We start from the raw sequence: 14,996 nt of genomic DNA, 5'->3' as shown, positions 1-14,996 counted from the left end.
CCGGAGTCCCCGCGCGATCCCCCGAACGAGAGGGGTCGCGCGAGGACGCGCCGTCCGTCCGAGGGCCGTCGCCTCGCCCGCCCCGCGCGCGTCACGGGGTGTTCCGGCCCCGAGGTGACCTGGAGCCGAACGCGCGGAGCGGGCACCGGCCCGCGAGCGTGTCGCGCGCCGGGGTACCGGCCCGCGGACGGCGGCGGGCCGGTGCCGGTGGATCAGGCGGTGTGGAGCCTGAGTCCGTAGCGGTTGAGGATCTCGTTCACGGGCTGGTACCAGGTCTCACCACCGCTGCCGCAGTTGCCCCAGCCGCCGGAGGTGACACCCTGTGCCTGGTCGCCGCTGATGAACGAGCCGCCCGAGTCGCCGGGTTCGGCGCAGACGCTCGTCTTGGTCATCTGGTGTACCGCGCCCTGGCTGTAGTTGACGGTCTCGTTCTTGGCGAGGACGTTTCCGCAGTGCCAGTGCGAGGTCGAACCGGAGCGGCAGATCGACGCTCCGATCGGGGCCTCGGCCGAACCGCGGACGAGCTGGTCGGAGACGGTGCCCCAGCCGAGCACGACGGGAACGGTCCACCAGCCGCTGCCCACATTGACCCACGCGTAGTCGTTGTCCGGGAAGGACGAGCCCTGGAAGTTGCCGATGTAGCTGCGGTCCCAGCCGCTGACACCGGCGCTCGGCCGGCCGCAGTGACCCGCCGTGATGAAGCCGCCGTACACGGAGAAGCCGATGGAGCAGCGGACGTTGCCCGTGTAGTAGGGATCGCCGCCCACGGTGCCCGCCGCGAACGTGGTCGGCGCCTGGCCGGTCTTCCGTACGGTGACGGGGCCGAACGCGCGGGCGCGGGAGACGAAGGCCCGGACATCGTTGTCGGCCTCGTGCGCGGAGACCACGTCGACGACGACCGAGCTCGCCTTCGGGTCGACCCGCCAACTGGCCACGCCTGCCGGTGCGTCGAGTGCGTCGACGCGCGCCTTCACCGCGTCGAGCTGCCGCTGGCTGTGTTCGACGAGGGTGACCCGGGCGCCGGTCGCCTCGACGGCCCCGCGCGAGGCCGCCTCGGTGAGAGCCACGACGATCCGGCCGCTCCTCGCGTCGAACCAGGAGCCGCCGTACGAGGAGCCGGCCACGCGCCGGGCGGCGCGTTCCACGCCGCGTGCCGCCGTCTCGTCGGCGATCCTGGCGGTCGCCTGTTCCTCGGTGAGCCCGAGGTCGCGCCGCATGGCCTCGACGAGTGCGGGAGAGGCGGGTGCGTGAGCGGCCCGGGCGGTGACGGGGGCGTCGTCGGCCGTGGCCTGGGGGAGTCCGACGGCCGCGGCGCTGACGAGCAGGGCGGCGGACACGGCTGTTCGCAGAAGTGTGGTGCGTCTCAAGGGAGTTGCCTTTCGTCGATCCGATGACCGGTGAGTGGGGCGAAGGGCAGGAGAGAGCGCTCTCAAAGTTGCGAGGACGAGGGTAGTCCGAGTCGGTTGGCAGGTCCATACCAATGTGCGACCGTTCTGCGGGCGGCGTTCCCGCGTCCCGCACCGCATGGGCGGCGCTCACGTGCCCGCTTCGGCGGAGGTGTCGCGCCGAGCCCGGCATCCGGTGTCGGGACCGATCCCGTACGCCCTGGCCGACCGCCCCTGGAGCCGGCCTCCGGCGTCACTTTCGGTCAGCGCCCGGTGTCACTCCGATCGCTTCTCTGCGATCTTGAGGCCGAGCGTGAACAGCGTCTGATCACCGTCGTGTTGGCAGTAGGCTCAACCTGCTGCGGCGCCCCGATGATCACTCATGCTCGGTAGGGCATCTGCCGCGCGGTGATCGACGAATCCCAACGGCGTGAGGATGAAGCACAAGTGCTGATAGCGGGGCGGTATCGCCTGCACACCACTCTCGGGCGGGGCGCGATGGGTGAGGTGTGGCGGGCCCACGACGAGATGATCGGCCGGTCCGTGGCGGTCAAGCTGCTCCTCTCCCAGGACGCGGACCCGACGGCCGCGGCCCGGTTCCGCCTGGAGGCGCAGACCGCGGGCCTGCTGAACCATCCCCACGTGGTGGGGGTACTGGACTTCGGGGCTTACGAGAACCGGCTCTTCCTCGTCATGGAGCTGGTCGAGGGCGACAGCCTCGCCCATGTCCTCGCCACCGCCGGGACGCTTCCCGCCGACCGCGTCGCCCGGATCGCGGCCCAGTCCGCGGCGGGGCTCGCCGCCGCCCATCAGCAGAACATCGTGCACCGGGACATCAAGCCGGGCAATCTGCTCCTGGACGCCCAAGGGAGCGTGAAGATCGGCGACTTCGGGATCGCCCGCTTCATGGACGACCCGGCGGGCGGCCTCACCGCGACCGGCCAGATCGTCGGCACCAGTCTGTACCTGGCTCCCGAGCGGGCCCTGGGCAAGACCGCCGGGCCGCCGTCCGACATGTACTCCCTCGGCTGTGTGCTCTACCAACTCGTCACCGGACGGCCCCCGTTCCAGGCCGCCAGCCCTGTCGCGGTCCTCCACCACCACCTCGATTCAGCTCCCACGCCTCCCCGGGAGCTCGGCGCCGACCTGCCGCCGGCCTTCGAGAACCATCTCCTCAGTCTTCTGGCCAAGCAGCCCGAGGACCGGCCGACCGCTCTCGAAGCGGCCTCCTGGTACGGCTCGGACGCCTGGAAGGGGCGCGGCGAGCCGCTCCCCGCCGCCGTGCAGGAACCCGGACGCCACCGGCAGGACCTCAGATCCGCCGGCCCCGCGACCACGTACGCCCTGCCGTCGGTGGCGCGGGACTCCGCCGGCGGCCACCGGTCACGCCGACGCCGGCGACCCGGCGTCGGCGAACTCCTCGGCAACCGGCCGCGGGCGGTGGGCGCCGCCGCCGGCGTCGCCGTCTTCCTGCTGGCGGTGCTCGTGGGCGTGGCGGTGTTCTCGCCCGACAGCAGCTCCGCGGACACCCCGGGGCCGCAGACGTCCGGCACGGCGAGCACCTCTCCCGGGGCCACCGAGCCGAGCGCCTCTCCCGCGGCTCCGTGACGGCCTGACGGACGCGGGAGGACAGCGGCGCCGGCCGGAGCGCGGCACCGGTCCCCGGCCCGCCCCGGCCTGTTCCCGGTCCACCCAGACCTTCCAGGCCGCCGACGTCCTTGAGGGCACGGGGCGCCGGACGGTCCTGGCGACGTCGTGGCGGGGCGCCGGAACGGTTCCGGCGGATCCGTCCCACGCACAACGGCCACGGGTGCCCGGGTCCATCGGCCGGGGCTCAGTAGCCGGACGGTCTCACCAGGCCCGATTCGTACGCGAACACCGCCGCCTGCGTGCGGTCCCGCAGGCCCAGTTTGACGAGGATGCGGCCCACATGGGTCTTCACCGTCTGCTCGGCGACCACGAGGCGCGCGGCGATCTCCGCGTTCGACAATCCCTGCGCGATCAGCGTGAGCACCTCCGTCTCGCGCTCGGTGAGGTCCCCGACCCGCTCCTTCAGCGGGGCACGGTGGTTCCCGTCCAGCCGGGAGAACTCGGCGATCAGCTTGCGGGTGATGCCCGGTGCCAGCAGGGCGTCGCCGGCCGCCACCACCCGGACCGCCTCGGCGAGCTGGTCCGCGGAGGCGTCCTTCAGCAGGAACCCGGACGCCCCGGCACGCAGCGCGTCGTACACGTACTCGTCGAGGTCGAAGGTGGTGAGCACCAGCACCTTGATGCCGGGGATCCGGTCCGTGATCCGGCGGGTGGCCTCGATGCCGCCGAGCTCGGGCATGCGGATGTCCATCAGGACGACGTCCGGGGTGAGTTCGGTGGCCTTGGCGACGGCGTCCAGCCCGTCCACCGCCTGCGCGATCACCTCGATGCCGGGATGGGTGTTGAGCAGCACGGTGAAGCCCTGCCGGACCATCTGCTGGTCGTCGGCGATGAGTACGCGGATGGTGCCGCTCGTCATCTGAGTCCTTTCGTGGATGCCCCCACCTTCAGGTGGGGGAGGGAACGAGACCCTTGCGGAGCAGGTCAGGTCACGGTCTTTCGCCCCCTGGGCGAAAGACCGTGACCTGACCCATAGGTTTGGTTTTCACCTGTAGTCCCCCTAGCTTGTGAGGCATGGCAACAGCCCACGTGAAGCGGGCATTCAAGTACCGCTTCCATCCGACGGATACGCAGGCAGCAGAGCTGTCGCGCACCTTCGGTTGTGTCCGCAAGGTCTACAATCTGGCCCTCGCGGCCCGGACGCAGGCATGGACACGGCAGGAGCGGGTCAACTACAACCAGACCTCGGCCATGCTGACCGCCTGGAAGAAGACCGAGGAACTGGCGTTCCTCAATGACGTCTCCTCCGTTCCGCTCCAGCAGTGCCTGCGGCACCTCCAGGTGGCGTTCACCAACTTCTTCGCCAAGCGGGCCAAGTACCCCCGCTTCAAGTCCCGGAAGAAATCCCGTACGTCGGCTGAGTACACCACCTCGGGGTTCCGCTTCCGTGGCGGGAAACTGACGCTGGCGAAGATGACGGACCCGCTGGACATCCGGTGGTCGCGTCCGCTGCCGGAAGGCGCTCGGCCGTCCATGGTGACCGTGTCCCGTGATCCTGCCGGGCGCTGGTTCGTGTCTTTGCTGTGCGAGGACCCCACCATCGTGCCGCTTCCCGCCACGGACACGGCTGTCGGCATCGACGTGGGACTGAACCACCTGCTGACCCTGTCCACCGGTGAGAAGATCGCCAACCCGAGGCACGAGCGCCGCGACCGCGCCCGGCTCGCCCTGGCCCAGCGCCGCCTGGCGAAGAAGGCTAAGGGTGACGGGGCCAACCGGGCCAAGGCCCGGCACAAGATCGCCCGGATCCATGCCCGGATTGCCGACCGGCGCCGGGACTACCTCCACAAACTGACAACCCGACTCGTGCGTGAAAATCAAACGCTCGTGATCGAGGACCTGACCGTGCGCAACATGGTCAGGAACCGGAGCCTGGCCCGCGCCATCTCCGATGCGGCATGGTCGGATTTCCGGGGCATGCTGGAGTACAAGGCCGCCTGGTACGGGCGTGAGGTGATCGCCGTCGACCGGTGGTTCCCCTCGTCCAAGCTGTGCTCTGCCTGCGGCACCTTGGCTGACAAGATGCCGCTGAACGTTCGCACCTGGATGTGCGACTGCGGAACGACCCACGACCGGGACGTGAACGCAGCGAAGAACCTTCTGGCCGCCGGACGGGCGGTTGCAGCCTGCGGAGCTGGTGTAAGACCTCAACGGAGTTCTCCGGGCGGGCGGTCGGCGATGAAACAGGAAGTCTCACGGCGCGAGCCGTAAGAATCCCCTCGCTTCAGGGAGGGAATTACGTCAAGGGGTTCCTTTTCCTGTCGCGGGCGGGTCGTCCGGGAAGACGAGTTCGAGCTCCCCAGGGATGCCGGGGTCGTCGGAGGCGGAGGCGGAGGCGACGGACGCGGCCGAGTAACCGGGAGCTGCCGCGAGGCCGTCCCTCGGGAGGAACGCCGTGACCGTGAAACCGCCGTGGAACGTGGGGTGCGCGTTCACGTGGCCGCCCAGCATCACCGCCCGCTCCCGCATGCCGAGCAGGCCGTGCCCCGCGCCCGGCGAAGGCCGGACGGGCCGGCCCGGACGGGAGTTGGCGACCTCCAGGTGCAGGCCCTGGGGCAGGTGCACGACCTCGACGCGCACCCGGGAGCCCGGCGCGTGCCGCAGCGCGTTGCTCAGCGCCTCCTGGACTATCCGGTACGCCGACAGCTGCACGCCCGGCGGATACACCGGCGACTCGCCCTCCACGGCCGCGACGACGTCAAGACCGGCGCGGCGCGTGTTCTCCATCAGGGCGTCGAGGCGGTCGAGCGTGGGCTGCGGGGTGTCCGGGGCGGAGCCGGTGCCGGCCGCGCCGAGTCCGTAGGGGTCCTCGGGGTTGTCCGAGCGCAGCACGCCGAGCACCCGGCGCAGTTCGGCGAGCGCCTCCAGGGCGTTCTGCCGGATGCCGGCGAGGTTCTCCTTCAGCGCCTCGGACGGGTTCTCCACCAGGTGCGGGGCGACCTGTGCCTGGATGGAGATCACCGACATGTGGTGGGCGACCACGTCGTGCAGTTCGCGCGCGATGCGGTTGCGCTCCTCCAGCAGGGTGCGCCGGCCTCGCTCCTCCGCGGTCCGGCCGGCCTGCTCCACGAGTTGACTGCGGGCCACCCGGCGGCCGCGCAGGGCGATGCCGACGAGGACGACGGCGGAGAACACGATCGCCGCCGTCGGTCCGGTCGCCCCGTAGCCGGAGGCCCCGACGAGTCCTTCCATGACGTAGGTGACCAGCACCGTCAGGCCCAGCGCCGTCACGGAGGCACGGGAGGGCACCCGCAGCGCCAGCAGGAGCAGCACCATGGCGTGGGCGGTCAGACCGTATACGCCCCAGGGCCAAGGGGCACCGGGCCGGCCCTGGCCGGAGAGAAGCTGTGAGCGCGCGTTCATGGCCACGACGACCGTGACCGTCGTCGACAGCCACCACGCCGGAACAGGCCGCCACAGGGCCAGCGCCAGCGCCACGCCCTGCGCCACGGAGCACAGCACCGCGTAGCCCGCGCCCTGGCGGTAGCCGTCGACGATCTGATCCGCCCCGCCCAGCGTGGTGCCGATGCCGACCAGGATCACCAGGCCGTGCGGCAGCCAGCGCAGCCACACCGACGGGGGCAGCGGGTCCGCCCGGAGCGTCCACAGATCGTCGCGCAGAACCCGCAGGCCCCGGATCAGATGCTTCTCCACCCTGGTCGGCCGCCTCTCCACCTCGTTGGTCCGCACCACCCTAGACACGGTGGACCGCCGACCGTCCCGACGGCTTCGGGCGCTGTCCTGCGCGCAGGACCCGAGACCCGCCCCTTCTCCCGCGCACGCCCCGGCCGCCGGTGTTCTCGAAGCCGTGGAACGCCGCCCAGCACACCGCCAGCATCGAGGCGAAGACCGGTAGCCAGAGCAGGCGGGCCGCGACCCAGCCCAGTCCGTCGGGCACCGTGTGCAGGCCGGGGAGCCGGCCCGCGAGGAGTCCCGTCGCGGTCGCCGCCATCATGGCCGTCTGGTGCCAGAGGAACACCGTCATCGCGGAGAGGTTGACCAGCGCCACCGCCGCCCAGGCCGGTGGCCTGCGCATAGCGTGCCGCAGCCGGTCGCGCAGCAGCAGGGCCAGACCGCACTGGGCCAGACCGAAGGTGACCACCGCCAGGGTCGGCGGGTCGAGGTTGGAGACCGAGGCGCCCGGGACGCCGACCATCGAGGCCGGGTAACCCGCGAAGCCCACGAGCAGCGCTGTCGCCACCACCCCGCCGATGAACAGGATCCACCCCGGGCGGGCGTGTTCCAGCTCGCCCCGGGCCCAGGCCGCGCCCAGGGTGTACGGCACCAGCCAGCCCGCCGCCAGGTTCACCCAGCCGAGCCATGACGGGCCGCCCAGGCCGAAGCGGAGCAGGTCCACGTGGAGGACGACGGTCAGGGGCCAGAGCGGGTTGAGCCGGGTGAGCAGCGGGGTCGCCGCCGTCAGACAGGCGAAGACCATGAGGAACCACAGGGGCGACAGTGCCAGCTTGACCAGCGTGCGGACCGTGGCGACCTCCGTGCCGGAGAGGAGCAGGGCGAGCGCGACCAGTGTCCAGAGGGCGAGGACGGCGGCCACCGGTCCGAACAGCCGGGACAGCCGTGCGCCCAGCCACCGGCCGTAGGTCGCGCCACGGGCGCGGGCCGAGGTGTGGCTCCGGGTCGCCCCATGGCCGCCGACCAGGAAGAAGACCGCGAGCGTCTGGAAGACCCAGGAGACGGGGGCCAGCCGGGGCAGGTGCTGGAGCGGGCTCGCCGCGCGCAGTGTGCCGCCGTCCGCGACGAGGGCGGTCACCAGCCAGTGGCCGAGGACGACACCGAGGACGGCGAAGGCGCGCAGGGCGTCGACGGCACGGTCGCGCGACGCGGGGGTCGCGGTGTCGACGCGGTCGGCGCCCCGCCGTATGGCGTCGAGCGCACCGCGCGGGGCGCGTGGACGCCGCACCGGCTCCCGCACCGGCTCCCGCACCGGCTCGGGCACGGGCTGACGGGTGGACTCACGCACGGGTCACCTCCGAGGTCTCGCCCAGGACGATCCGGGCCAGGTTGGCGAGGGAGACCGAGCCCGGGGTGAAGTAGTCGCTGTGGCCGCCGGTGCCCGCCGCGAAGACGCGGGCGCCGAAGGCCGGGGACACCGGATCGGTGCCGAAGCCGACGGTCGTGCCGAGCAGTTCGGCGCTGACGTGCGGGACGTTTGCCACCCAGTCGTCGCCGCCGAGGGCCGCCCACACCCGGGCGGGCGTACGGAGGCCGTCCACGCAGTCGGCACCCGTGCCGGGACTGCCGACGATGGCGATGTCGTCGACGTCCAGGCCGGCGGCGGCCCGGCCGCAGACGACCGAGCCGTAGGAATGGCACAGCAGGGAGACGTGCGCCTCGGGGCCGGTGATGTCGTGCAACCTCCGTACGAGATCCCGCAGGTGCGGCGCCGCCCGTTCGGCGCGGCCGGTGGTGGTGACCGTGGCGCTGACCGTGCCTGGCGTGCGGTAGCCGAGCCAGGCCACCACCGCGGTACGGGTGCCCTCGGGGGCCTGCCGTTCGAGCTCCTCGCGGAGGGCCGCGGCACCGGCCCGGAACCGCTCGAACGTGTCGAGGGAGGTGTCGGAGCCGGGGACCAGGACCGCCACCCGGTCCGCGTGCGCGAGGTCGCCGACGACCTCGGTCGCGCGGCCGTCACCGCGTCCGTCGAAGGCGATGAAGTGCCGGGCGGGGGTGGCCAGGGCGCGGTCCGCCGAGGCCCGGTGACGGTCGCCGTGGGCGGCGGCCATACGGGACGCCTCGGCAGCGTTGGCTCGGTTGGCGGCGTAGGCCTCGTCCAGTGAGGCGGCCGTCAACGGGCCGAGGACGGCGGGGGCCGGGGCGGGGATCTCCGGCCGGGCCGCGGCCGAGAGCGGCACCACCACGGCGGAGGCGACGAGGGTGGCGAGCAGCCCCCGACGCCAGCCGCGGACACCGGTCCCCCGAGCCCCCGCTCGGGCCTCCTCCACGGCAGAGCTTCCGGATGTCGGGCTCCCCGGAGCCGAACTCTCCGGCGCCGAACTCTCTGAAGTCGGGCTCCCCGGAGCCGAGCTTCCCGATGTCGAACTCCCCGGAGCCGGACTCCCCGTCGTCGCCGCCCCCGCCGCCCCCGTAGCGCGCCCCATGGTCGTCTTCCCTCCCCGTCCGCCCGGTCGTCCGGCCGTGCGGCCATCGGGCTTGTCTGAAGGGGAAGTTACGGGTCCGCGCTCGTCGTCCGCGTCCCGCCCGAGAACTCTTCTACGGCGTAGCTCTCAAGTACTACGGGTACCACAGGGGCGGGTGGGCCAGCGGCCGTGCGGGCCCGCGTGCGGCCGCCGCTCCGCGAAGTGCCCCTGGCTTGCCATGGGTTGGCCCGAGCCCCCGAGCCCCCGAGCCACGCGCCCCCCACCAGTCTCCCGGCGACCGCGAAGTCGGCGATCGCGGGCCGGCGCCGCGCAGACCGGGAGCCCCCGGTGGCCGTGCCGGGTGGCGCACGGCCCGTGGTTCCCCGGTGTCACGCCCGCCGGAACCCGCCGCCGATGCCCTGCCGGTCGGCCGTCCGTGCGAGGGCCCGTCGGGCCGGGTCGTCGAAGGAGCGCTCGACGGACTCGTCGAGCAACGCCAACTCCGCCCGCACCGAGGGCAGATGAACCTCCGCCGCGCTGCCGGCAAGCCCCTCGAACAGCGCGCGAAGCCGCCGGCAGACCTGCAAGGACGTGGCACCGTAGTGCCGGATCTCGGCGACGGCGAGCTGGAGGTAGTCCTCCCAGGAGCGCCCCGGCAGCACCAGCCGTGGCCGGCCGTGCTCGTCGGCCAGTACGAGGCGGCCGGGCAGGGGCGTCCGGCCGACCGCGCACAGGAACGACTCGATGTGGTTGAGCACCTGGACCGCGGTCGTGGGGTCGTTGACCGCGGGGGAGAGGGCCCGGATCGCGATGTCGACGAGGACGCGCAGGGCGAACGCGGGGTCCTGTTCGATGGTCCGCTCGGCCCCGAGGGCGACGAGACCGCGTACCCGGTCCGGGTCGACGGCCGCCACCCCGCCGTGCACCTCGACCAGGACGGTGCCCGGGGCCACGTGGTCCCCGATCAGCTGGGGCAGGACGAAGACGCACTCGTGGCGCGCCGCGGTTCTCACCAGTGCGGACACGTTCACCGCCTGGATGACTCCGCCGCCCGTGGCGTGCACGGGTGTCACGGGCGCGCCGGGCGGCACGGGATCCACCGTGCCGGGGACGACCGCGGGGCCGCGGACCGCCGCCGCGGCCTGGGTGAACACGCGCACGCCCTGCCGCCCGACGATGTCGGCGATGGCGACCGGCCTGAGGTTGTGCGTGAACCGGTTGAGGTAGACCAGCAGGAGCAGCAGGCTGACGCCGACGGCCATCCCGGCCAGGGTGACCCCGAGGTCGGGGACCGAGTCCGACTCGATGGTCCGCATCAGGGAGAACGCGAAGGCGAAGGTCCCGATGAACGTGGAGAGCACGGCCTTCTGCAGATGGTCCCGGTACCAGAGGCGCATGTACCGCGGTGAGAGCGTTCCGGTCGCCTGCTGGATGACGAGGACGCCGATCGTCACCACGAAGCCGAGCAGGGCCACCATGGCTCCGACGATGGAGCTGAGGACCCCGGTCGCCGTGCTCGCCGAATACCGCCAGCCGCTCGGCAGCCACCCCGACGCGTCGACGGCGATCGCGCACTCGGCGAGCACCACGCCGAGCCCGAGCCCGAACAGCGGCATGATCCAGAGACTTGCCTTCATGTACTGCCGCAGCCGGAACGTGAAGGCCCAGGTGATCCTCTTCCGCACGCCCGTACCCGTTCTCTCGTGGCGACCGGCGCTCGGTGGTGCGACTCGGGGCGACGGGTCCCTGCCGTCCATGGGGGACGGCCGCTTCAGGCTACGGCCGGTGGCGGACGGCCGCAGAAGGAGACCGGTGGATCCCCGCGGGCTCCAGCGCGGAAGGGGCCGTCTTCCGGACCTTCGGCTCCGACGGCCGACGGGAGTCGAACTCCCCTGCCGTGTAAGGCCGTCCGGGACGGTGACGGCGAAGGCCGGAGCGTCAGGAGCCGCGCCTGGAGAGCGACTGCGGCGCGTGCGTCGCGACCGCTTCCATGAGCCGCTTCTTCGACGGGTTCACCATCGCGTGACCCGCCACGGTCACGGTCGGGACGGTCTCGTTGCCGTCGGCGACCGAGCGCACGAAGGCCGCCGCCTCGGGGTCCGCCCAGATGTTCCTCTCGGTGTACCGCAACCGGCTGAAGCGCAGCCGCAGGCGCAGTCTCATGCAGTACGGGCACAGGGGCCGCCAGTAGACGACCACGCCCTCGTCGTTCCCGGCCATCGGTCTCCCCTTGATCGTCACGGTGCTCGGGGCAGCGTAGAGGAGGGGCGCGGTGGTGCCCAGGGGGTCCGGCGTCCGAGGGCCGGGGGTCCGAGGGGGAGGGGCAGTGGCCGGAGGGGGCGTTGTGAGGGCGCCGCCGTGCGATTCGACGGGCGTATCGACGCACAGGCGGTGCTCCGGTCGCGCGGCCCGGCCCAACGAATATGGTGGAAATCTGGCAAACGGGATTGCACGGGTGAGCAACGGTCTACGGAAGTGGCATGGGTGCATCGTGGGACGGACATGACCGACCGACGTCGGAGCTGGACGAAGCCGTTCTGGGCGCCCTCTTCTCCGAATCCCCCGTCGGCCTCCACGTGCTGGACACGCAGTTGCGACTGCTGCGGTTCAACACGGCGGCCCGCTTCGTCCGGGCGTTCGCCCTGGAGGAGGCCCTGGGGCGGCACCCGAGGGAATGGGCCGGTGACTTCTACACCGGAGCCTACGAGGCGACCGTGCTCGAGGTCCTGGACACGGGAGTGCCGGCGCTGGACGTCGAGGTGCGGGGTCATCTGAGCCCCGACTCGCCCGAACTCGTGCTGTCGGTCTCCTGCTTCCGGCTGGAGGACGCGGCCGGTGGCGTCCTGGGGGTGGCGACGTCGGTCGTGGACATCACCGAGCGGCAGCGGGCGCGGGCGCGGCTGGCCCTGCTGGAGCGGGCGAGCGGGCGCATCGGCACGACGCTGGACATCTTCCGTACGGCCCAGGAGTTCGCCGACGAGATGGTGCCCGCGCTGGCCGACACGGTCGTGGTCGAGGTGCTGGACTCCGTCCTGCGGGGCGAGGTCTCCGCGGCCGGAACCGTCCTGGAGTACGGGGCGCTGAGATGCACGGGCCGCCGCTCGGTCGTACCGGACGCCGAGCCGCACCTCCCCTCCATCGGCGAGGCGATCGGGCTGTCCGCGGCGACACCCTTCGCGCAGGGTCTGTCCGACCTCCAGCCGCGGATCGTCGCCCGGTTGAGCCCCGACGCCGACTGGCTGGCGCGGGAGCCGGTGCGCGGGCGCCGCATGATCGGCGCGGACGCGCATTCGCTGCTCGTGCTGCCGCTGGCCGCCCGCGGCTCCGTGATCGGGGTGGCGCACTGCTACCGGGCCGGCACCCCGCAGCCGTTCGACGACGGCGACCTCGCGCTGGCGGCGGAACTCGCCGACCGGGTGGCCCTGTGCCTGGACAACGCCCGGCTGTACACCAGGGAGCGGTCGGCGGCCCGCATCCTCCAGCTCAGCCTGCGACCGTCCCCGGTCGACGGCCACCTCGCGGTGGAGACCGCCCACAGCTACTGTCCGCTCGGCGCCGGCGGGGACTGGTTCGACGTCATCCCGTTGTCCGGGGCGCGGGTGGCCCTGGTGACGGGTGACACGGCCGGCCGAGGGCTGAGAGCCGCCGCCACCATGGGCGAGGTGAGGGCCGCGATCAGTGCGCTGGCCGTCCTCGACCTGGCGCCCGACGAGGTCCTGGAACGGCTGCACGCCCTGGTGACCCGCCTGCGCGGGGAGCGGCCCCGCCCGCCGGACGCCGCTGCCGAGGACCAGCCCCAGGACACCTCCTGCCTCTACCTCGTCTACAGTCCCGTGACCCGCCGCTGCTCCGTCGCGAGCGCAGGGCATCCGCCACCGGTGCTGGCCCTGCCCGACGGGACCGCCGAGTACGCCGTGGTGCACGCCGGGCCGCCCCTCGGGCGCGGTCTGGCGAAGTTCGACACCTCCGAGTTCGAGCTCCCCGAGGGCAGCCTCCTCCTGATGTCCAACACGGCCATGCTGCGTGCCGTCTCGGACGACCCGGCGGAGCAACTGGTCCGCATCAGCGGTGCGTTGCTGCCGGCCGACCGGCCTTTGCAGGAGATCTGCGACGAGGTGCTCTACACGCTGACGCCGGAGCCCGCGGAGAACGACGCGGTGCTGCTGCTGGCCCGCACCCGCGCCCTGCGCCCCGACCGGATCGGATCGTGGACCCTGCCCAACGACCCCGCGGCCGTCGCCGACGCCCGCGCCCACGCCGAGCGCCAACTGGAGGAGTGGGGACTGGGAGCGTACGCCTTCACCGCCACCCTGGTGGTCAGTGAACTCGTCACCAACGCGGTCCGGTACTCGGACGGTCCCATCGACGTGCGGCTCATCCTCGACGGAACGGTCGTCGTCTGCGAGGTCGCCGACGACAGCAGTACCGCGCCGCACCTGCGCCACGCCGAGGAGTTCGACGAGGGCGGCCGGGGCCTCTATCTCACCTGGCAGGTCAGCCGCCGTTGGGGCACCCGGCCCGAGTCGCGGGGAAAGACCATCTGGGCGGAGATCGCCCTCTCCGAGGACGACGTCTGAGCGCACTCGGGAACCCCGCGGGCGCCGCACTCGCCACCCGCGCCCCCGTCGGTGCCGCGCCGGCACCCGGCGGCCCTCTTCCGCGCGGAGCCGCCCGCACCTGACGGTTCCTCAGGACGGCCGCCCCCCTCCGGCGGCACGGCCGTGATCGTCTGCCCGGACGCCGGACGCCGGACGCCGGACGCCGGACGCCGGACGCCGGACGCCGGACGCCGGACGCCGGACGCCGGACGCCGGCACCCGACCGTGTCGTCCCCGCCGTCCGTGCGCCCGTCCGTTACGCTCGCAGCGCCACAGCGGCCCGACATCACGGAGGACAGGACGGCGGGCATCAATCGCGAGCGCCTCGTCAGAACGCTGACGTTCTGGCTGCGTCCCGCCTTCGCGCTGCGGGTCGTCAACCGGTTCCAGAAGATCGTGGGCTTCGACCGCTCGATGGCCCTCGCCTCCAGCGCGCTCACCGCGATCATCCCGCTGACGATCCTCTGCGGCGCCCTGCTGAGCAACTTCTCGGACTACGATGCCGCCGAGCGGATCATCATGCGCTACAGCCTCACCGGGCAGGGCGCCGCGGCCGTCAGGTCGCTCTTCGCCCCCACCGAGGGAACCAGCGCGGGCGTGGGGGTCTTCGGGAGTCTCTTCCTCGTCGTCTCCTCGCTGAGCTTCGCCCGCGCGGCACAGCGACTCTTCGAGCAGACCTGGCAACTGACCCCGCTGAGCGTGCGCAACACCCGCAACGGGCTGTGGTGGATCCTCGCGCTCGGTGCCTACGCGGGACTCACCGGATGGCTCCACGCGATCCTCGGGGGGTCCCGGCTGGAGCTGGTGGCCGCCGCCTGCGAGGTGCCGGTGAGCGTCGCCTTCCTCGTCTGGAGCGGCTGGGCCCTGTCCGCGAAACGGATCCCCTGGCGCGACCTGCTGCCCTTCGGCATCACCGCGGCCGCCCTGACCGCCGTCTACTCGGTCGGCGCGACCGTCTACCTCCCCCGCCTGTTCAACTCCTACGCGGCGCGCTACGGAGCGGTCGGTGCCGTGTTCGCGATGATCTCGGCGCTCTTCGCCGCGATGTTCGTCATCGTGGCCTCGGCGGCCCTGGGACGCGAGATGCGGGAGGAACTCGTCCGGATCCGCGGGGGCGACCGGCCCTCCGACGACGAGGTCCGCCGCCAGTGGGACAGCGTGGTCGAACAGGCCCGGTCCCGGTGGCGCACCACCCGCGAGCAGGTCTCCCACCGGCGCTCCAAGGACGCGCGGAAGCCGTAGGCCGGCGTCGGCGCGCCGTCCCG

General features: G+C 72.5%; 11 protein-coding genes. 4 read left to right on the top strand and 7 right to left on the bottom strand.

Features of this window, described 5'->3' with window-relative positions; translation table 11 throughout:
* Positions 1-212: 212 nt before the first annotated feature.
* Positions 213-1,367 carry a S1 family peptidase gene (locus ACFYW7_RS07655; protein WP_389499106.1) on the bottom strand — a complete coding sequence of 385 codons (1,155 nt, stop codon included), beginning with the start codon at positions 1,365-1,367 and terminating at the stop codon, positions 213-215.
* A gap of 465 nt (positions 1,368-1,832) precedes the next feature.
* Between ACFYW7_RS07655 and ACFYW7_RS07650 the strand changes: the two genes are divergently transcribed.
* Positions 1,833-2,993: a serine/threonine-protein kinase gene (locus tag ACFYW7_RS07650; protein ID WP_389499104.1), complete on the top strand. Its 1,161-nt coding sequence runs from the start codon at positions 1,833-1,835 to the stop codon at positions 2,991-2,993.
* A gap of 226 nt (positions 2,994-3,219) precedes the next feature.
* Here the strand turns inward: ACFYW7_RS07650 and ACFYW7_RS07645 are convergent, their stop codons facing one another.
* Entirely contained in the window at positions 3,220-3,894 is a 675-nt protein-coding gene (locus ACFYW7_RS07645) for a response regulator (RefSeq protein WP_389499101.1), read from the bottom strand.
* 155 nt (positions 3,895-4,049) lie between these two features.
* Here ACFYW7_RS07645 and ACFYW7_RS07640 point away from each other — a divergent pair, with 155 nt between their 5' ends.
* The gene (locus tag ACFYW7_RS07640; RefSeq protein WP_389499099.1) at positions 4,050-5,246 is read left to right on the top strand and encodes an RNA-guided endonuclease InsQ/TnpB family protein; all 1,197 of its coding nucleotides are present in this window, start codon (positions 4,050-4,052) and stop codon (positions 5,244-5,246) included.
* Positions 5,247-5,276: 30 nt separating this feature from the next.
* Here the strand turns inward: ACFYW7_RS07640 and ACFYW7_RS07635 are convergent, their stop codons facing one another.
* The 5 genes from ACFYW7_RS07635 to ACFYW7_RS07615 form a co-directional block, all read right to left on the bottom strand.
* Positions 5,277-6,689: a sensor histidine kinase gene (locus ACFYW7_RS07635; RefSeq protein ID WP_389499097.1), complete on the bottom strand. Its 1,413-nt coding sequence runs from the start codon at positions 6,687-6,689 to the stop codon at positions 5,277-5,279.
* Positions 6,690-6,729: 40 nt separating this feature from the next.
* Positions 6,730-7,968, bottom strand: a complete 1,239-nt coding sequence (locus ACFYW7_RS07630; protein ID WP_389500380.1) for an acyltransferase — start codon at positions 7,966-7,968, stop codon at positions 6,730-6,732.
* A gap of 40 nt (positions 7,969-8,008) precedes the next feature.
* Entirely contained in the window at positions 8,009-8,998 is a 990-nt protein-coding gene (locus ACFYW7_RS07625; protein WP_389499096.1) for an alpha/beta hydrolase, read from the bottom strand.
* A 524-nt stretch (positions 8,999-9,522) separates the two neighbouring features.
* Positions 9,523-10,818 (bottom strand): DUF2254 domain-containing protein, encoded by a 1,296-nt coding sequence (locus tag ACFYW7_RS07620; RefSeq protein ID WP_389499094.1) that lies wholly within the window; start codon positions 10,816-10,818, stop codon positions 9,523-9,525.
* Positions 10,819-11,071: 253 nt separating this feature from the next.
* Entirely contained in the window at positions 11,072-11,353 is a 282-nt protein-coding gene (locus ACFYW7_RS07615) for a glutaredoxin domain-containing protein (protein ID WP_389499092.1), read from the bottom strand.
* A gap of 260 nt (positions 11,354-11,613) precedes the next feature.
* Here ACFYW7_RS07615 and ACFYW7_RS07610 point away from each other — a divergent pair, with 260 nt between their 5' ends.
* Together ACFYW7_RS07610 and ACFYW7_RS07605 are read left to right on the top strand one after the other, a co-directional pair.
* A complete protein-coding gene (locus ACFYW7_RS07610) occupies positions 11,614-13,710 on the top strand; it encodes a SpoIIE family protein phosphatase (RefSeq protein ID WP_389499090.1) in 2,097 nt (698 codons plus the stop codon).
* Between the two features lie 264 nt (positions 13,711-13,974).
* Positions 13,975-14,973 carry a YhjD/YihY/BrkB family envelope integrity protein gene (locus tag ACFYW7_RS07605; RefSeq protein WP_389499088.1) on the top strand — a complete coding sequence of 333 codons (999 nt, stop codon included), beginning with the start codon at positions 13,975-13,977 and terminating at the stop codon, positions 14,971-14,973.
* Positions 14,974-14,996 lie beyond the last annotated feature (23 nt).

Source organism: Streptomyces sp. NPDC002580 (assembly GCF_042889485.1).
Taxonomy (GTDB): Bacteria; Actinomycetota; Actinomycetes; order Streptomycetales; family Streptomycetaceae; genus Streptomyces.
The sequence above is the reverse complement of the archived record's forward strand: the minus strand, read 5'-3'. Positions and strand labels throughout refer to the sequence as shown.